Origin of the sequence: Bacteroides sp. 43_46 (genome assembly GCF_001915455.1) — a bacterium.
Taxonomy (GTDB): Bacteria; Bacteroidota; Bacteroidia; order Bacteroidales; family Bacteroidaceae; genus Bacteroides; species Bacteroides caccae.
Genome location: NZ_MNQN01000037.1, coordinates 1 through 19,604 on the forward strand (window position 1 = coordinate 1; position 19,604 = coordinate 19,604).

At 40.0% G+C, this 19,604-nt stretch carries 14 protein-coding genes and 3 pseudogenes; 8 read left to right on the forward strand and 9 right to left on the reverse strand.

Annotation, left to right across the window (positions count from 1 at the left end; translation table 11 throughout):
* From BHV72_RS03565 to BHV72_RS03585, 5 genes and pseudogenes are all read right to left on the reverse strand, one after another.
* Positions 1 to 821: pseudogene (locus BHV72_RS03565) on the reverse strand (hypothetical protein); the annotation flags it as partial.
* Positions 822 to 976: 155 nt separating this feature from the next.
* Positions 977 to 2,581, reverse strand: a complete 1,605-nt coding sequence (locus tag BHV72_RS03570) for an MFS transporter (RefSeq protein ID WP_005675617.1) — start codon at positions 2,579 to 2,581, stop codon at positions 977 to 979.
* Positions 2,578 to 3,648: an HlyD family secretion protein gene (locus BHV72_RS03575; RefSeq protein ID WP_286854654.1), complete on the reverse strand. Its 1,071-nt coding sequence runs from the start codon at positions 3,646 to 3,648 to the stop codon at positions 2,578 to 2,580. The genes BHV72_RS03570 and BHV72_RS03575 overlap by 4 nt, the downstream gene beginning before the upstream one ends.
* Positions 3,649 to 3,662: 14 nt before the next feature.
* Positions 3,663 to 4,982, reverse strand: coding sequence for a TolC family protein (locus tag BHV72_RS03580; RefSeq protein WP_286854770.1), 1,320 nt, complete (start codon positions 4,980 to 4,982; stop codon positions 3,663 to 3,665).
* Positions 4,963 to 5,403, reverse strand: a complete 441-nt coding sequence (locus tag BHV72_RS03585) for a MarR family winged helix-turn-helix transcriptional regulator (RefSeq protein WP_032838155.1) — start codon at positions 5,401 to 5,403, stop codon at positions 4,963 to 4,965. Before BHV72_RS03585 ends, BHV72_RS03580 begins: the two co-directional genes overlap by 20 nt.
* A 179-nt stretch (positions 5,404 to 5,582) precedes the next feature.
* Between BHV72_RS03585 and BHV72_RS03590 the strand changes: the two genes are divergently transcribed.
* From BHV72_RS03590 to BHV72_RS03615, 6 genes are all read left to right on the forward strand, one after another.
* Positions 5,583 to 6,182: a hypothetical protein gene (locus BHV72_RS03590; protein ID WP_182317082.1), complete on the forward strand. Its 600-nt coding sequence runs from the start codon at positions 5,583 to 5,585 to the stop codon at positions 6,180 to 6,182.
* Positions 6,183 to 6,479, forward strand: coding sequence for a winged helix-turn-helix domain-containing protein (locus tag BHV72_RS03595; protein ID WP_005681250.1), 297 nt, complete (start codon positions 6,183 to 6,185; stop codon positions 6,477 to 6,479). It begins immediately after the preceding gene.
* A gap of 26 nt (positions 6,480 to 6,505) precedes the next feature.
* Positions 6,506 to 7,858 carry a cell envelope integrity protein CreD gene (creD, locus tag BHV72_RS03600; RefSeq protein WP_005681251.1) on the forward strand — a complete coding sequence of 451 codons (1,353 nt, stop codon included), beginning with the start codon at positions 6,506 to 6,508 and terminating at the stop codon, positions 7,856 to 7,858.
* Positions 7,859 to 8,728: 870 nt separating this feature from the next.
* Positions 8,729 to 9,385: a DUF4840 domain-containing protein gene (locus BHV72_RS03605; protein ID WP_022041899.1), complete on the forward strand. Its 657-nt coding sequence runs from the start codon at positions 8,729 to 8,731 to the stop codon at positions 9,383 to 9,385.
* 656 nt (positions 9,386 to 10,041) lie between these two features.
* Positions 10,042 to 11,721 (forward strand): hybrid sensor histidine kinase/response regulator transcription factor, encoded by a 1,680-nt coding sequence (locus tag BHV72_RS03610; protein ID WP_122265069.1) that lies wholly within the window; start codon positions 10,042 to 10,044, stop codon positions 11,719 to 11,721.
* 93 nt (positions 11,722 to 11,814) lie between these two features.
* A complete protein-coding gene (locus tag BHV72_RS03615; protein ID WP_122265068.1) occupies positions 11,815 to 12,513 on the forward strand; it encodes a DNA alkylation repair protein in 699 nt (232 codons plus the stop codon).
* Between the two features lie 126 nt (positions 12,514 to 12,639).
* On the opposite strand, the pseudogene BHV72_RS03620 reads toward BHV72_RS03615, so the two are convergent.
* The 4 genes and pseudogenes from BHV72_RS03620 to BHV72_RS03635 form a co-directional block, all read right to left on the reverse strand.
* Positions 12,640 to 13,881 (reverse strand): annotated as a pseudogene (locus tag BHV72_RS03620) (ABC transporter substrate-binding protein); the annotation flags it as partial.
* Positions 13,882 to 13,911: 30 nt separating this feature from the next.
* The gene (locus tag BHV72_RS03625; protein ID WP_005675607.1) at positions 13,912 to 14,706 is read right to left on the reverse strand and encodes an ABC transporter permease; all 795 of its coding nucleotides are present in this window, start codon (positions 14,704 to 14,706) and stop codon (positions 13,912 to 13,914) included.
* Entirely contained in the window at positions 14,700 to 15,500 is an 801-nt protein-coding gene (locus BHV72_RS03630; RefSeq protein ID WP_286854667.1) for an ABC transporter permease, read from the reverse strand. The genes BHV72_RS03625 and BHV72_RS03630 overlap by 7 nt, the downstream gene beginning before the upstream one ends.
* A gap of 11 nt (positions 15,501 to 15,511) precedes the next feature.
* A complete protein-coding gene (locus BHV72_RS03635) occupies positions 15,512 to 16,903 on the reverse strand; it encodes a polyamine ABC transporter ATP-binding protein (RefSeq protein ID WP_005675605.1) in 1,392 nt (463 codons plus the stop codon).
* Positions 16,904 to 17,039: 136 nt separating this feature from the next.
* On the opposite strand from BHV72_RS03635, the gene BHV72_RS03640 reads away from it, so the two are divergent.
* Positions 17,040 to 18,143: a TlpA disulfide reductase family protein gene (locus tag BHV72_RS03640; RefSeq protein ID WP_005675604.1), complete on the forward strand. Its 1,104-nt coding sequence runs from the start codon at positions 17,040 to 17,042 to the stop codon at positions 18,141 to 18,143.
* Between the two features lie 159 nt (positions 18,144 to 18,302).
* Positions 18,303 to 19,604: pseudogene (locus BHV72_RS03645) on the forward strand (IS1182 family transposase); the annotation flags it as partial.

Here is a 19,604-nt window from a genome sequence, read left to right on the forward strand (position 1 = left end):
CGATACTTCTTTCCACCAAGCTCCACTTCGGCTTTGTCAGCGTCTTCACCGGTAGGTATATAAGTAAATACGCCCCGCCCTTCATGTATAGTGGCAAAATGACCGATTTCTTCTTTTCTCCGATTGATAATCCTACCAAAGAGCGTTATGGGATTTCCGTAAGCATCAGTTGCTTCAAAAGCAACCTGTGAAGGAACACCTTTTACCAAATTTCCTCCTTCTGGAAAGAACTTTAAATTAACCTTTTTTGCCTTCATTGCTTTCTTTCTGGTCTACGGATACTTGTAAACCGCATACTTTTGTATATTTTTCTCTTTATATTCACCCGGATTAGCAGGTTTATCAAAAACAGGAAGAACGCGTGAGAAAATAATCTCCTCCCCAGAATTCAACATATATTTCGTGTAGGCACGGACTTCATAAAAACCGGAATAGAAAGGAAGTTGCATCAATTCGAAACTGCTGTGACAACGACCGTTCCGTATAGGTAATACTCGTTTTGAAATTATCTCACCACCAGGATTCAACAATTCTACATAGAGTGTTTTACTTAGCTCCGTCGGATGGTTCAGTCCGGGTGTGACGACATAGCATTGAAACCAAATAGGATCTCCCTGATAATAACTAGTATTATCAAAGTGTAAATAGACTTTTTCTTGCGGCAGTACATCCCCAAAATTCTGTATAGCATCGATATATCCGGCTATTTTTTGGACGAGGCTATCAGACGACATCTGGGCTTTCGATGAATATGGCAGTACTGACAATATAAATAGTAAAAGAACGAATATACCACCACGTTCCCAATATCGATCAATCATATATCCTTGCCCAACAGTCACAAGCAATAGTTCGAAAAAGCCTTTCTTTTTTGAGATTATTTTCTTTGTCTCCATATTTTAGATTTTGCCATAAAGATATAAAAATTCACTAACAATCATTACATTACCATTCATCAAAATCCGCGAAGGACAAATTAAACCATATCGTCGCCTGTTCTTTTAAATGTGACACGGAGTGTCTTATGGAACGGAATAAAACGGGAAACAACAGCAATGATGATTGATATAACCAGCAGATAGCCCAGTATTTCTTTCAGTGCGAGCAATAGACTTTGCTGTTGCAAGGTGGTATATAAAGAATTAGTAGCCAGTTGTGCCGCCTCGGCATTTCCGTGCCCCTGCGCCAGTGCGTTGTTCAAAGATTGGCTATACCGTGACGCTGCCAGTGGGTCGGCAGTCGTTATAGTCTCCGACAAAGAATACATATATTTTTGTTCCAGCCGGTACAGTACATTGCTATAAAACGAAGTAGCCATAATGGGCGTCAATACGGAACGGAAAATAATCAGAAAGAAAGCATTCGACAATAAGAATTTCGGATTCAAATCTTCTACGGCAAACAAGGCGAAAGCTATAATCAAAGTCAACATTCCCAAGCCACGAAAGAATAAGGGCAGGTATAACATCTCATAAGTGCTATTCGGAGAGATGCCGAAATACAGGATACCGAAGAAAATCACAAAGCAACTCATTCCCCCCGCTATCAGAAAGCGGAAACGCCAACGCTGCCAGCGAAACCACCAGAAGCAGATAAACGCACCGACTATATACCCGGGAAGCAGATAGATATAAAGGGAATAGGTATGCGTAGTGTCCACTTTCAGAATAATAGTCAGATAGTTAGTCAATAAAGTGGTTGATGTACTGAAAAACATGACAAGCATCATATAAAGATAGCCGACAATCGCTTTAGCCTGAAATAAGGGTGCAAGACTTACATAAGGTTTCTCCGAATGGCTCTGATACCAGATAAACAAGGCAATCAACATAGGAGCTATGATGATATATGCGCATACCTTGCCGGACGCCATCCAATCGAGCACTTTTCCATAATTGATAACATACATCAACATCAGCAGTCCGGTCGAGATAACAAACATTTCACGAATATGCAAGTCGGACAAGGCAACGGCTTTAACAGGGCGGTTATGACGGAAACAGATGATAACAAATAGAATAGCTATCAAAATCAGCATCATCATAAAATAATACATATATTTCCAGTTATAATAATATGCCAACAGAGCGGTTACCAACATCGAAGCCTGTCCCCCACCGTACACTAACGGATAAAAATAAGAATAAAACTCGCTACGCACATTCTTCCGGCTGAAAATCTTTTGGGCGTAACGGATAAACCACAGCATAAGAAATCCTTTTAAGAAGCCGACGGCAAAACTGCAAACAATCAAAATATCGGCATTCTGCGTACGGGCGCAAACCCAACTCAGGAAGAATTGCAGTATCAAGTCAATCAGCAACAGCGATTTCACGGAAAAGGCAGCAAGGACTTTAGGAATAATGGGATACGCGATAGCCATGCCTGCCGAAGCGGCATAATATCCCATTGTTATATCTTCCGAATTCGTACCGAGTGTATTCGAAACTTCGAGCATACTACCCGTATAAGAACCATTGAGCATAGTGACAGGAAGAATCACGACGAAGATACTGATAAGTCCAAGCCAATCGGGCACCCATTGGCGGACAGGTGCTTCCAACTCCTTCATCGTTATCATTTGCGCAGAGCTTCTGTTTCTACCATCATACCGGCTCTCAACTGTGCCATTTCTTCCGAAGAGACATCTTCCAGTTCAATCCGTACCGGTATCCGCTGTTGTACCTTTACAAAATTTCCGGCGGAGTTATCCGTAGGAACTAATGAATATTTGGAACCCGTCGCTTCGGAGATAGCGGTAACTTCTCCGTGGAAAATCTTTCCGGGCACTGCATCCACTTTTATACGCACTTGTTGGCCGATATAGATATTGGCAATCTGCGTTTCTTTATAATTGGCGGTTATCCATTTGTCCTTGTTGCGTACCAGATAAGAAATGGTTTGTCCGGTCTGTACATACTGACCGGGTTCCAAAGTCCGCCTGCCCATGTATCCGTCATAGGGAGCGATAAGAACCGTATAAGACAAATTCAGTTTAGCCAAGTCGAGGTCTGCTTCCTTACGCAAAATGGTGGCTTCCGCACTCGTTGTTTTCTTACTTGTTTCCGTATATTGTGAGAGTACCGACTGTTTCTGAGCAACCAGTGCCTGATTACGCGCCTTTGCCGCTTCATAGGCAGCTTTAATTTGCTCAAACTGTTGCTCCGGGACGGATTCTTCTTTCAACAAACGTTCAAAGCGATGATAATCCTGCTCTAGTTGCCAGAGTTTCGTTTTTGCTTCGGCAATGTTGGCATCCTGCACGGCGATATTTGTATGGGCAGTCTCAATGCCCGAATGAAGCACTTCTTGTGAGCCATGTGCATCCAACAAAGCAGCTTCCGCTTCCTTCACCTTGATTTGATATTCACGGTTGTCAAGCACCAGTAAAGTATCCCCTTGACGCACATATTGATGTTCTTTAAAACATACCTCTTTTATATAACCCGAAGCCCGTACATTCAAGGGCGCTACATATTGGTCTACAAAAGCGTCATTCGTCACTTCATAATTTACATAACGCCAAAAGTAAGTGGCAGTCCACCAAAGGCCGGAACCTGCCAGACAGATACATACCAAATTTAAAATAATATTGCGGGTTCTGAGCTTTTTCAGCTTCTTCTGTTTTTCTTTCAATTGATTTGCCATATCTGTTTTGTATATTAAAGACGACCACAAGCCTTCTGAAGTTGATAATAAGTATAAATCACACGGGTGCGTGCAGTAACCAACTGCAACTCGACATTCAGGCGGACGGAATTTGCGTCGAGCAAATCAGTCAGGATAGCCAGTTGATTCAGATAGCGGTTCTGCATGATACGGTAATTTTCTTCCGCCTGCCGGACGGACAGTTTCAAAGCCTCTACCCTCTGCATGGCTTCCCTATGCCGTAAGAATGAGGAACGTACTTCCATGCGGATTCCCTGCATTTTCTGCTCTTCCTCGTTCTTCCGCAAGGACATCATCATTTTGCTCTCTTTTATTTTATGATTGTTCTTATACAATGAGGATAAAGGATAAGAAACCGATACGCCCACATTCCAGTTGTTATTGTACATATCCGCCAAGGTACGCGAGACAGGGCGTGCCAATGTATTCGATGCATATAACGATATACCGGGTAATGAGAAAGACTTGGTTGAACGGATTTCATTCCTTGCCAGTTCCGTTTGTGCACGAAGCAATTTCATCACCGGGTTGTTCGCATAAGCCTGAACGATATAATCATCATAAGATTGCAAGGCAACTGCTTGATAAAGCAGGGCAGTATCCGGCCGCAATAATACATTCTCGTCCTGCCCCAACAGAATATCGAGTTGCTGCGATACAAGCACAATGCTGTTTTCCGTTTCCTGCAAAGACAGGCGGTCGTTAGTCAACTGCATCTCACTTCGCAATACGTCATTATTGGTAATCAGCCCTTCCTTTTTCATCCGCCGTATATCATGCAACCGAAGTTCCGATTCTTCAATGTTTCGCATCAGTATCTCATGCTGCTTAAAGAGGCTGAAGAGATTCATATACTGATTCAGCAGTTTCAGTTTAATCTCCGCTCGGTCGGTCAGAGTCTGCAATTCAGCGACTTGCTTTTCAATATCCGCCTTATGGATAGCACTTCGGATTTTACCGCCCTGATAGAGAGGTTGCGCCAAATCAATCGCATAATTTTGTGACCAGTCCGGCGCGTCCGGGTAGAGAGGTGCGGACAGTCCCCGCTCCCAAACGACGGGTTGACCGACGAATCCGCCTTTCAGTCCAATCTGTAATTCCGGTAGTCGCGCAGTTCTTGCAGTCCGTGTCCGTTCCTGCGCCATAGATTCTTTCATTGCATCCGCCTGAAGTTGCAGGCTATATTGTACGCCCCGTTCAAAGAGTTGGTCGACAGTAAGAAATAAAGAGTCTGTTTGTGCGTCTATCAATTGGGGAAAAGAAAACAGGCTGAATAAAATGACCGGATATAGTTTATATTTTTTCAAGAACATCATAAACACTGTTTAATTCAGACAACATGGTTTCAATACTTTCAATACCGATAATGTGTTCTGCATATACATAAACCTGGTCTAAAACCGGACGAATCTGCTCTTTAAACTCTTCACCCGCCGGAGTCAGAAATACCAGTTTATTACGACGGTCGTTCGGGTCTTCTTTCCGGCAGACGTATCCTTTCTTTTCCAGGTTGTTCATCAAGTTAGTCAGGCATGCTTTATCTTTCGCTATACGCTCCGCCAATATCTGCTGGCTGATGCCTTGTTCGTGCCATAAACTGCTCAATACTTGAAGCATCTCAAATGTAATACCTGCATTATTCTTCTTTAATGTTCGTTGCATAGACCGACGAAAAGCCATACGTGTACGGACAACCTGCAACATGAGTTCTCTGAACTCCGCTCCTTCTCTCATTTTTATTATCGTTTTTACCTTTTCGGGCGCAAAGATACGTATCTTCGTCGAATTAGTCAAATATTTGACTAATTTCATCTATCCAACTTCTTTTTTGAACCTATTTATTGAAATAATCAGATAAAATCTTGTTCATCTTAAATGTTTTATTTTACTTTGTATCACAAAGTACTTTTTACATGAATAAAGATAAAGCATTAGAATCGGTAAATGAGATAAAAGAGTTGATGGAAAAGTCCTCAAAGTTTATCTCTGTTAGTGGGCTTGCCGCAATCCTGGCAGGCATTTACGCATTGGCTGGCGCGTACATCGCGACACAAGTTATCACACCAGAGACGCATTTAATCGTCACATTGGAATTTATGGCTATAATAGCCTTATCGGTATTGGCAGCCGCAGCCGTTACTGCCGGTATCCTGTCTTACTGTAAATCCCAAAAGACGGGACAGAGTTTTTTCAGCCGGCTCACCTATCGGGCATTATGGAATTTTTCGCTTCCGATGCTGACAGGCGGTATTGTGTGTATTTCTATCCTGATGCACGAATATTATGATATTCTGGCATCTGTCATGCTTCTATTCTACGGACTGGCATTGGTCAATGCATCCAAGTTTACCTATTCCAGTGTGGCATGGTTAGGATATGCTTTTATTTGCCTGGGCGCTGTCGACTGTTTCTGGGCGGGTCATTCACTTCTGTTCTGGACGATAGGTTTCGGTGGTTTCCATATCCTCTATGGCATATTGTTCTATTTACATTACGAAAGAAAGAAATCATAAATGATAGAATCATTCCAATATATTAATAAAGCATTCGAAAGCAAGGTACGACTGGGTATCATGGCTGTTCTGATGGTTAATGAGGAAGCTGATTTCAATTTTCTGAGAGAGCAGCTCGCATTGACCGATGGTAACCTTGCCAGTCATACCCGTGCCCTGGAAGAATTGGGATATATCGTATGCAACAAAAGTTTTGTCGGACGAAAGCCGCGAACTGCCTTTCAAGCGACTTCGCAAGGCAGGGAAGCTTTCAAATCTCATATTGAAGCTCTGGAGCAATTTCTAAAATCAGAATAATTCATTCATCTAAACACTATCAGCTTATGGACGGTTTCAATGAAAATTCAAACGAGCAACAGGCACAGCAACCTATGGGATGCCTTCACCGTTTCTCGAAAACAATCAAGGTGGTCATTATCGGGGGATTAATCCTTCTTCTGATGATTCCTATGTTCATGATTGAAAATCTTATTTCCGAACGGGGACGCACGCAGGAAGAAGCAATCAATGAGGTAAGCGAGAAATGGAGTCTCGCACAGACCGTCACCGGCCCTTATCTGAACATTCAATATCCGGTGGTTACAGAGAACAACGGAGAAAAGAAGGTGTCAATCAAAGACCTGATACTTTTCCCCGACGAGCTTTTGATTAACGGGCAACTTAAGACCGAAATCCTGAAAAGAAGTCTCTATGAAGTCAATGTGTATCAATCGGAACTGACTCTGAAAGGTTCTTTCAGCTCGGAAGAACTGATAAAGAGCAGAATAGATATGGGGCAACTGCAATTCGACAGAGCCGCTATTTGTCTGAATCTGACCGACATGCGTGGTATCAGCGAACAGATTAGTATCACCTTCGGAGATTCCGTCTATGTATTTGAGCCGGGAATGGATAACAGAGGGATTGATAATACGGGCGTACATGCCATTGCGGATTTATCGGAACTGAAGAACAATAAGAAATTGCCTTACGAAGTAAAAATCAAACTGAAAGGCTCGCAATCCATTAACTTCATCCCATTGGGTAAAACAACCCGCGTCGACTTGAAAGCCAATTGGAACACACCGAGCTTTACAGGAAGCTATTTACCCAATAACCGGGATATTACCGAGAAAGAATTTTCGGCACAATGGCAAGTCTTGAACTTGAACCGGAATTACTCACAAGTAATGATTGACTATACCAATTTTAATATTAAAAATATAGATAATTCCAGTTTCGGCGTCAATTTCAAGATTCCGGTAGAGCAGTATCAGCAATCCATGCGTTCCGCAAAGTATGCTATCCTGATTATCCTGTTGACATTCGGCGTTATCTTCTTCACTGAAATTATGAATAAAACCCGTATTCATGCTTTACAGTATTTGTTAGTGGGATTGGCACTCTGTCTATTTTACAGTTTGCTCCTCTCCTTCTCCGAACACATCGGCTTCAACCCTGCCTATCTGTTATCTGCTACACTGACTATTATACTGGTAGGCGGATATATGTTTGGCATCACCAAGAGAAAGAAACCTTCATTAATCATGTCTGGGTTATTGGGAGTACTCTATCTTTATATATTTGTCCTTATCCAGTTAGAGACTTTTGCTCTGTTGACAGGCAGCTTGGGATTATTTATTATCCTGGCAATGGTGATGTATTTCTCAAAGAAAATAGATTGGTTCAATGAATAATCAGCTTTTCTTCTGAAACACTTGACAAACGACTTTTTATTTGGTATTTTTGAGGAAAGAAAAGTGATAAACAACATGAATAGTATTAAAGAAATAATAGATACATATTGATATTTAAACTGATATTCTTTAGTATCAGAGCAGATCTATGAAATCTTACCCAAGTTTACTAACATCAACGTATTCTTGGGTAAGTTTGTATATGCAAGTAACTGCTCATCAGAAGTATATAGCTACTTCCTAAACATAAGACATTTTCAAAATTAAGAACTTTTTATTATACGACCAATACTACGAATGGAATTTACTTTCGTATCACGGAAAAAGACATTGCTATGATATTGGCTCTTACAACATTGATTACAGACGCTTTGTGTTTTCCCTCCGTAAGCAGCGAACTCAGCCATTTGGGAGAATGTTTCCAATGACTTTATGCTTAATACTTTTTGCTTGACCAAGTTGTCACGTATAATAATCCATCCTCAAAATCTCACCAAGTCTTTGTCAGGCAATAACATAACTTACCATGTTTTCAGCACAGACAAGAGTTCGGATAAAGAGAGCCGATAACCAGCTCTCAAATCCAATAAAGATTGAACCCCTTCCGGAGTGTTATCGAAAGACCAATGAGACAACTCTTACTATTTGCATAGACCATAGAAGATGATTTTACCAAAAAGAGACCATCTATCTTTTTGTTGTTAGACAGCCTCACTATCCCACTCAAACAGTGACACCTTCCTCAGAAAATAGTGTCACTATTCTTATTTGTCTTTTTTATTATCTTCATGCAGTATTTCAATATCTCAAGTATTTACTTATTGTACGTACACCTTAATTTTGAAAATTAACAATCTAATTTTTAACAGTATGAAAACTTTAATTGAAATGAAAAAAGTATATTGTTTTAATCGTTTCGTTTTATTCGTAATGGTACTAAGCTTGGCTACCACCTTTACTTCGTGTAGTAATGATGACGATGAGGATATTCCTGTATATTCTCTTAAAGACGTAGAAGGAAACTACTTGGGTAAAATGACAACCGAATCAGCCCCTGTCATCCCCACAGAAAATGCTGGTGAAAGTGAAGAACCAGTAGGAATTGAAGTAAACGCAGAAGTAAAAGACAACGAAATTGCTATCAATAATTTTCCTGTTGACGACCTGATTAAAAGTATCATCGAAGATCCGGACCAAGCTGAAATTATTATTAAAGCTATCGGAGATATCAATTACAAAATTCCCTACACAGCTACTTTCAACGAAAACAAAGATAACATCTTACTTCAACTTCAACCCGAACCTCTAGAAATTAAATTTGATCCTTCGACTCAACTAACAGCAAATGAAAAAGAACCAACCGAAATTACTGTGATAGTAACTGTTCAGGCAGACGAAAAAGGAGATTTTGCCTATAATGGAAAAACATTAAAATTTGCTATAAAAGCGACAAAGGTAGAAGTGGGTAATACAACTTTAGATAAGTTCCCCATTACTACATTCAACTTCGATATGAGCAAAAAATAGGTAAATACTTATTTGCTATAAAACGATCAAAGAGCATGTCATACGTATATATGACACGCTCTTTTTTATATATCACAAAACATGATAGGAATACAGCATTAACAAAACATAATTTTACAACACCAACCACCACCTTTACAATACCATATTACCAAATTCAGTCATTTACTATAATAAAACGGTCCTTTTATTATTACTTATCATTATTTTTACACCGAAGTAACAATAGATACCTTCTGACAACAAAAGACGTTTTACATAATTATTCACTTTATATATGAGAAAACGCAAACAGGTGCTAATTAGGAGCTCTCTCAATAGCACCATACAAACAATACGCTCACCTCCCACATCGTGCCGCATTCATAATATGCGACATTCAACAAATAAGAAAAACTGATTTATTAATTATTGTTACTTGGAGGAAATTCACCATTCCTTGAAAAATGATTCAAAATGTTAGGATTTAGACTCTACATATAGACCTCGTTTTCCAGATATTGACCTTCAAAAAGTAAATAATCTCAAACATTATTCTACTCGAGTTTATCAATGTACAACTATGAGATCATAGTTACAGTGAGCTTCCTCTTTTTTCTCAAACAAAAGGAGTGGGTCAATTCCCACTAAGTGGCGTTTCTAAAAAACGAATTGATATGAAATACTTAATAACAACGTCACTCCTCACTTCTATCATTATAGTAATAGCTATCCCCAATCTATTAAACTCCATTCTTCTATTAACAGCAGGAGGAGTCTCATTATACTGGTCCTTATCCTATTTTATCACCATGCAAAAAGAAACAAATCTTTTGAAGGAAGAGAATCTGTATTTTATAGATTCTTTTCAAAGCATACGTATTCCTATTACTCAGATTCATATCTCTTTGCAAATGATATGCAACAAGAATTACCCTGAAGAAATCAGACAGGAACTATTACGCAGTATAGATTGTCTCAATGAGCATCTATACAGATTAATGAACCTAAAACAATTGTTTATTCATCCCCAAAGCATAGATATTGCAGAGTATGAACTAGGATATTTTCTTAAAGACAGAGTCAATTCACTAAAAGATCATGCCGCAAATAAGCAGGTAAAATTAAAAGTTAAAACTGAATTTCATTATGCCAGTGCATGGATCGACCAAAGTAAAATATCTCCAGTCATCGACAAATTTATTAAGAACGCTATCGACTATACCGAACCGAAAAAAACAATTATACTCTCAGTCTCTCTAAGTACAGAACACTGGAAAATCAGCATAAACAACTTCGAAAATAGAAAACTGATACAATGCTATAAATGTAAAAGACATCCGTTGCTCAAACGGAAGGAAGAACTTGAATATGATTTTGCAAAAAGTATATTTTGCAAAAAACTGACAGAATTATGCAACGGGAAGATTCTTATCAATCATTTAAACCACAATGTTTCATTGAATTTCCCACTAAAGCATTCATACAAAAATGTACCCGAACGCCCTAGAATACATATCAATGAAAATCAAGAAGAGAAAAAAATAGATAATTTATTCCACAAGATTCCTCCCCAAAGAGGCTCAACCAAGCCTACTATTATCATTGCTGACAGTAATGAAAATTTCAGGTTTTATCTGGAAGCGCATTTATCAAAAGACTACATTATAAAGAGTTTCGAAAATGGTTCAGAAGTACTGGAAAGTATAAAGGAGGAACATCCGGATTTAATCATTAGCGATACCGTACTGCACGGGATGAGTGGAAATGAACTATCGTCAAGATTGAAAACATCCGGAGATACTTCCATTATTCCTATTATCCTTTACGGCTCCCACATTGATATAGACCGACGTCACAAAAGAGAGACATCTCTGGCTGATACATTTCTGTATATTCCTTTCCATATAGAAGATTTAAAAATAGAAATAACTGTTCTTATCAGAAATAGTCGTTTCCTTAGAAAAGCATTTTTACAACAAATATTCGGTGAACAATTTATAAGGATACAGACAACAAAAAACTTAGATAACGCCAATTGCACATTTATTAACAAAGTGAAAGAATTCATTTTAGAGAATATAGACAGAGAGGACCTGACTATTGACGACATAGCTTCACAATTATGTATGAGTAGAACCGCTTTCTACAATAAATGGAAATTACTGACAGGAGAAGCTCCCAAATTCTTTATCTACCGTATCCGCATGGAAAAAGCCCGCGAACTGTTAGAAAGCGGAAAATGTCCTGTAAATGTAGTGCCGGAGATGATCGGACTTAGAAACTTAAAAAACTTTCGTAACAGATATAAAGAGTATTTCAAAATAACACCCTGTAAATCTATAAAAAAGGAATAGAGTGACTACATTATTGACAAAAGAAATAAGAAAGAGAGTGGACATATAATCAAAACACACTCTTTTTTCTTATTTTTGTAAAAAACAAACTATATGAAAACAACTACAGCTGAAAACATTCGAAAAGAACTAAAAGCACTAGCAGATCCGAAATATCGAAAATTCCACTCTTACCTACTCCCTGGAACCGACAATATTCTTGGTGTGCGTATACCTCAACTGCGGACAATGGCAAAAGAAATAATCAAGAAAGATGATTGGCGTCCATTTGTCGAAACAGCCAATACCAATTATTATGAAGAAACAATGCTTCAGGGAATGATTATTGGCTTAGCCAAAATGAACCTTGACGAACAGATTAACTATATAAGCCTGTTTATTCCTCGAATCAACAATTGGGCAGTATGCGATATTTTTAGCAGTGAACTTAAAACAGCCGTACGAAAAGGAGAAGAAACCGTATGGCAATTTATCCAGCCTTATCTGAAATCACAAAAGGAATTTGAAATACGTTTCGGCATTGTAATGTTATTCCATTATATAAACGAAGAGCATATTGATTCATTATTAGCATATGCCGATCTATTTAAGCATGAAGCCTATTACGCACGCATGGCTATGGCATGGATGATCTCTATCTGCTTTATTAAATTTCCGCAAAAGACAATGAAATACCTGCAACAAAGCAAACTGGACGATTGGACTTACAACAAGGCAATACAGAAAACAATCGAATCTCTCCGCATAAATAAGGAAACAAAAGACACCCTCCGTACAATGAAAAGACGATAACGCTTCTATTACAAGCAACTTATGATAAAAAGAAGGTGTGTCGTAATACACGATGCGCCTTCTTTTTTTTTCATTGACTATAAAAATCGGTTCATTTTCTTTAAGCTGCGATATTTTGAGGATTTCACTCATCAAAGCAACAACAATAAAGATAAGAATAGTAATGCCCACCCCTAAATTATCCCCCTTGATACGTGACCAAATATCAAGAACTTCTTTCGTCTTATCTCCGAAGTCACGAATCATAGCACACCGTTCCACTACTTTACGATCCGGATATTGAATCTTGTCTATCTGAATACTGTCCGCACCCGGTCCGAAAAAATAACTCAAATCAGCATAATAATCAAGGGTAGTATCTACCTTTTCTTCCAGAATTTCAGGAGTAGCTATCGAACTTACATATCCACAAAAATCCATGTTGCGCAAAGCAATATCCGGACGACACATAAAGTTTATAAAATAACTGGCAGCCTGCGGATTCTTTGCATATTTCGGAATCACCCAACCGTCATACCAGATATTACTACCTTCATCGGGAACTTCATAGTCTAAGTCTACTCCTACCGCATTCGCTTCCTCAATTGCCCATATTGCATCGCCGCTCCAAGTCATATTCAGCCAAGCTTTATTCTTCGTCATCATCTCTTTTCCGAAATCAGCTTCCCAACCTGCAATATTAGGTTTCAGGGCTTTCAGATATTTTTCCGCAAGTTCCATGGCCTGCGGAGAATAGTCGTTCATCAATTCTTCAACCGTAACTGTCCCTTGCTCCAGTTCCTTGGCATGAGCATGGATGATAGCTGTTCCGTAAGCATCGCGATAACTATCCTTCATCAGTATTTTTCCGGCATGTTTCTTATTCCAAAGACATTCCCAAGACGACGCAACCGAATCAGAAACATAAGCCCGATTATAAAGGATTCCCGCAGTTCCCCACATATAGCATACCGCATAGTGGCTGGCTTCTTCACCCGGCTGACTCAATTTATTGATCTGTTCCCGAATAAACGGAGACACATTGTTCATATAATTGGGAGAATACGCAAAGTTCGTATCAATAGGCAGTAGTAGATGTTTCTTCAACATACGTTCGATAATATACTCCGAAGGACAGACCACATCAAAATCCTCATGGCCTTTTTCAATCTTCGTCAGCATAATCTCGTTTATGTCGAATGTCTGATAAACAATACGGATATTTTCACCGGTTTGCTCCTTATAATACGTCTGGAAATCTTCGAGAACACCATCCCCGATATAATCCGCCCAGTTGTAGATTTTAAGGACCCGCTCACGCGGTTCACCGGAATTGTAGCAACCGGTCAAAGTCAGTAAAAACAGGATAACAGGAATTATTCTTTTCATATTATTTACGTAGCACATTTTAGTATTCCATTAATCTTTCTTCTGCGTTTTACCGGCACGGTAATTGATAGCAATAAGCAAAGCCAGCACTACCACAAAAATAATAGCGGAAAGCGGGCGAAGCTCCGGCGTTAAACCACCTTTACGGGCATCAGCATATATATAAGTAGAAAGTGTTTCCAAGCCTTGGTTACCGATAGTAAATACAGTTACGGCAAAATCATCAATAGAGAGTGTCAATGCAAGCATGAAGCCACTAATCATTCCCGGACGAACCTCCGGAATAATTACTTTCCACAAGGCTTGCATGGGAGTAGCTCCCAAATCAAGGGCAGCTTCATAAATATTCGGATTCATCTGCTTCAAACGGGGCAAAACACTTAATACGACATACGGTGTACAGAATGTAATGTGTGCCAATACAACTGTCGTGTATCCCTGTGTGATTCCCAACGAAACAAACAAAAGGAAAAGAGAAATACCGGTTATAATATCACCATTCAGAATAGGTATGTTATTCACAAAACCAATCGCCTTTCGTGAGCGGGATTTCAAATTAAAGATACCGATAGCGGCAATACTTCCCAGCAATGTAGATGCAGTTGCAGCAAGCAAAGCAATAGTAATCGTATTAATCAGTGCATTCATCAAAGAGTGATGTGCACCTGTTGTGAAAAGCGAAGAATATAATTTAGTAGAAAAGCCTGTCCAGTTACCCAAAACTTTAGCTTCAGTAAATGAATAAATGACGATAATTACGATGGGAGAATAAAGCAACAACAGCAATATCCACAAATAAGTCTGTGCAAATATTTTCTTTACCATAGCCCACCTCCTTCGTTAGAGTTATCTTTATCATCTGTACTGAAAAGTGAAGTAGCGGCTATCAGCAACAACATTATCAACGAAAGTGCTGCTCCATAATTCCACATACTGTTATTTATATTCTCCTGAATGGTCGTACCAAAAAGTTTTATATTGTTCATCGTCAGCAATTCGGCAATAGCGAACGTCGAAATAGTCGGCATAAAAACCATCATGGTCCCACTCATCACGCCCGGCATGGAAAGCGGAAGCACTGCTTTCAGAAAAACTTGCAGGGGATTGGCTCCCAAATCCTGCGCCGCCTCAATATAGCTATGATCCATTTTTTGCAACGTATTATAAATAGGATAAATCATAAAAGGGATAAAGTTATACACCATACCGAATATCAATGCTCCTTCACCCAACGGTACACTGAAGAAGTCGAACAGAGCAACAGTAGCTAGAGTCCGCACAAGAATATTTACCCACATCGGCAGGATAAACAATACGACCATTGTTCTAGAACGGTTCAGTTTGCTGTTACTAAGTATCCAGGCAGCGGGATAACCCAGCAAAATACAAATAAGTGTAGTAATGATGGCAATACCTATGGAGTAGACGAAGGTATTGATTGCTTCGGGATGTTCGAAAAACTTCTGAAAATTGGCAAACGTCAGATGCCCGTTATCATCAGTAAAAGCATACACAACAATTAGGACCAACGGTATAATCACAAAGATCGCCGAAAAAATAATGTAAGGGAGGGTCCAACTCTTACGTGATGACAAAAAGACTAAAAACCTCTTATTCACTTCCTTTCCTGTTAATCGGTTATTTTAATTACACGAATAGCATCCGGGGGGATAGTAATACCTACACGGTCACCATCATCCCATACATCATTCGTATCTACAAACACATTCTCGTCCCAATCGGAAAAAACAGTCAGATGATAATGATCTCCCTTATAAAGAATAAATTTCACTTCACCTGTCAATGTACCGTCCTCTTCATTATCCTGAAGAACCACTTTGTCAAAGTCTACCTCCACTTTAACATCCTCATTGGATTCTATTCCTTCTACCGGAACACATTCGAAGTTACATCCCAGAAATTCCACATGAGTAGTATCCAGCAATTTACCTTCAAACGTGTTACAGCCACGTTCTTTCTTCATAATATGAATATCAAACGGCTTTACCAACAGACCGACTTCGGCTCCTACTTCGAAATGATGATAATCCTGTACGAGGAATTCATAACCTCCGCAAAGCACGGTCATTTCATAGTGGACACCTTTAAAAATAGAGGTCTGAACAACACCAGTCAACTGCGCCATATCCGAAACGGGGAAGATATAAAGGTCTTCCGGACGAATGACTACATCTACCGGAGTATTCTCACCAAAACCTTCATCTACACATTCAAATTCCGTACCACAGAAACGTACCAGTTTGTCATGTATCATCGTACCGTTAAGAATATTGCTTTCTCCGATAAAATTCGCCACAAACGAATTGATAGGCTCATTATAAATATCAATCGGCGTACCGATCTGCTGAATCTTTCCCTCACTCATTACGACGATAGTATCACTCAAAGTCAATGCTTCCTCTTGATCGTGAGTTACATATACAAATGTAATACCCAAAGATTTATGCATTTCCTTGAGTTCCATCTGCATATCCTTACGCATTTTCAGATCGAGTGCAGCCAACGGTTCATCCAAAAGCAGTACTTCCGGCTCATTGACAATAGCCCGAGCAATAGCCACACGCTGTTGCTGACCACCGGAAAGAGAATCGACATCACGGTATTCATAATCCGTCATACCTACCATTTTCAAAGCAGCTTTCACCTTCTTCCCAATAGTCTGTTTGGGGGTCTTTTTCAACTTTAAACCAAAAGCAATGTTGTCGTATACATTCAAATGCGGAAATAGGGCATATTTCTGAAATACCGTATTCACCGGGCGTTTGTGGGGTGGAGTTTGTGTGATTTCCTTACCCGAAATTCGGATTTCGCCTTCCGAAGCCGTCTGAAAACCGGCAATGAGACGCAACAACGTGGTCTTCCCGCAACCGGAAGGTCCGAGTATTGTAACAAACTCTCCCTTTTTCACGTTCAGAGTCACATCATCCAATGCTGTTTTCTCGCCAAAATACTTCGAGACATGGCTCACCTCAATGATGGATTTATCTTCTTGCATATTCATACTAAAGTTTGGGTTGCAAAGGTACACATTTGCGGTTTTCACCTACGTGTTAATCTAATATAACAGTGTTTTTCGGTGGCCGAGAGAAAAATAATCTATCTTTGCATAAATATTTATTCACTAATCTTACAAAAGCATGAAAAAGTTTACTTATTTAGTTATTGCAACGGCCGCGTTGGGCATGGTAGCTTGTACCGGTGGAAACAAAGCCGGATACGTTGTCACAGGTACAGTAGAAGGTGCAAGTGACGGTGACACCGTCTATCTTCAGGAAGCCAATGGCAGAAATCTGGTCAAACTCGATACAGCCGTTATCACAAAAGGAACTTTTACCTTTGAAGGTACACAAGATTCTGTTGTCAGCCGTTATATCACTTGTGAAGTGGACGGAGAACCTTTAATGATTGACTTCTTCCTCGAAAACGGAAAGATTAACGTTGCCTTAACCAAAGACAATGATTCTGCTACCGGTACTGCAAACAATGATGCATATCAAATTGTCAGAGCTCAAATCAACGACATCAGCAAAAAAATGAATGCTATCTACCAATCAATGGGTGACAGTTCTTTGAGTGATGAACAGAAAGAAGCCAAGCAAAAAGAGGGTGCCCAACTGGAAGAACAATATGATAAAGCCATCAAAGAAGGCGTACAAAACAATATCACTAACCCGGTCGGCGTATTCTTGTTCAAACAGACCTTCTACAACAACTCTACTGCTGAAAACGAAGCATTACTGCAACAAATTCCGGCTAACTTCCAGAACGATGAAACAATTGTAAAAATCAAAGAACTGACCGACAAACAGAAAAAAACTGCCGTAGGTACTAAGTTTGTTGACTTCGAAATGCAGACTCCTGACGGAAAAAGTGTGAAATTGTCCGATTACGTAGGTAAGGGTAAAGTGGTATTAGTTGATTTCTGGGCAAGCTGGTGCGGCCCTTGTCGTCGTGAAATGCCAAACTTGGTGGAAGCTTATGCTAAATTCAAAGGCAAAAACTTCGAAATCGTAGGTGTATCTCTCGATCAGGACGGTGCTGCCTGGAAAGAAGCGATCAATAAACTGAACATGACTTGGCCACAAATGTCCGACCTGAAATTCTGGCAAAGTGAAGGCGCACAACTTTACGCCGTAAACAGTATTCCTCACACGGTATTGATCGACGGTGACGGTACAATCATCGCTCGAGGCCTGCACGGAGAAGAACTTCAAACTAAAATAGCAGAAGCCGTAAAATAATAAAAAAGCCTGTCGTTCCTCAGCAAAGACAGTCTCCGACTTTAAATAAATAAGTGCCTGCAAAAAAATGGGGCAAGCCCTAACTTCTCTCAGCCAGAACTTGCCCGTCTCCCTAAATTTTTGTATCTTAGGGAGTCAAGTCAAGATATCCCAAAGATAATGTTTAAAGGTTACACATCCAACGATAATCTGCTTTTACCTCCATGTTTAGGCGATTTTATCCCCCGGAACGATCCGGTCCGGGTTGTTCACCGTATCATTGAACAGATAAACCTTGAAGAACTTTACCGTAAGTATTCCACTAAAGGCTGTTCTGCGTACCACCCACACATGATGTTTCAGATTCTTGTCTATGCTTATTTGCGTAATATCTATTCCAGCCGTCGCATAGAAGAGTTCTGCCGCAATGACATCCGTTTCATGTGGCTTACCGGCAATGTGACTCCTGATCATAACACCATCAACTGTTTCCACAGCAGTCGTCTGAAGGATGTGCTGAAGACAGTTTTCGCCACCATTGTAAAGTTCCTCGTGGCGGAAGGGTTTGTAAGTCTGGATGTAGCTTTCACTGATGGAACAAAAATGGAGGCAAACGCCAACCGTTACACTTTTGTCTGGGGCAAGTCCATACATACCCGTATATCTAAAATAGCAGAATAGCTTGAAGATATATGGAATTGTGCAGAATCCCTCACCAAACAGGAACTGCGTGATTCCGCTCCGGTCACATATCAGGATATCACCCCTGAGAAAGTGGAAAAGGCACTCGAGCAGATAGATGATGCCCTGAATGGAGTGGATGCCGACAAGAAGATGAAAGTGAAGGTAAGACGTGTAAGGAAGTCATGGTCTGAACAGTTGAGGAAATACGAATCACAGGGAAAGATACTTGACGGACGTAACAGTTATTCAAAGACTGACAATGATGCCACTTTCATGCGTATGAAAGAGGACTACATGAAGAACGGACAGCTTAAACCCGGATACAATCCCCAGATCAGTACCAATAAACAGTTCATCCTGAACTATACCCTCCACCAGTGTGCAGGTGATACCTCCACTTATCCTCTGCACATGGATGATTTCCATTCACTTTACGGCAGATACCCTGACGTGTCTGTCTGTGATGCCGGATACGGAAGCGAAGAGAATTATCTGTACGCTTTCAAACATGGCATTGAAACCTTTATAAAGTACAATTATTTTCATAAGGAGCAGAAAAGAAGCTTCAAAAACGATCCGTTCTTGTCTGCCAACTTTTATTATAATGAAGAAACCGACGGCATGTACTGTCCGATGGGACAGAGAATGGAAAGACTCTCCGATGCAAAGCGGGTAACAGACAACGTTTTTGTGCAGACTATATCAAGATACAGGGCATGTAACTGTAACGCCTGCCCGTTAAGATGCCGGTGTCACAGAAGCCGGTCAGAAAGGATAGTACAGGTGAATCACCGCCTG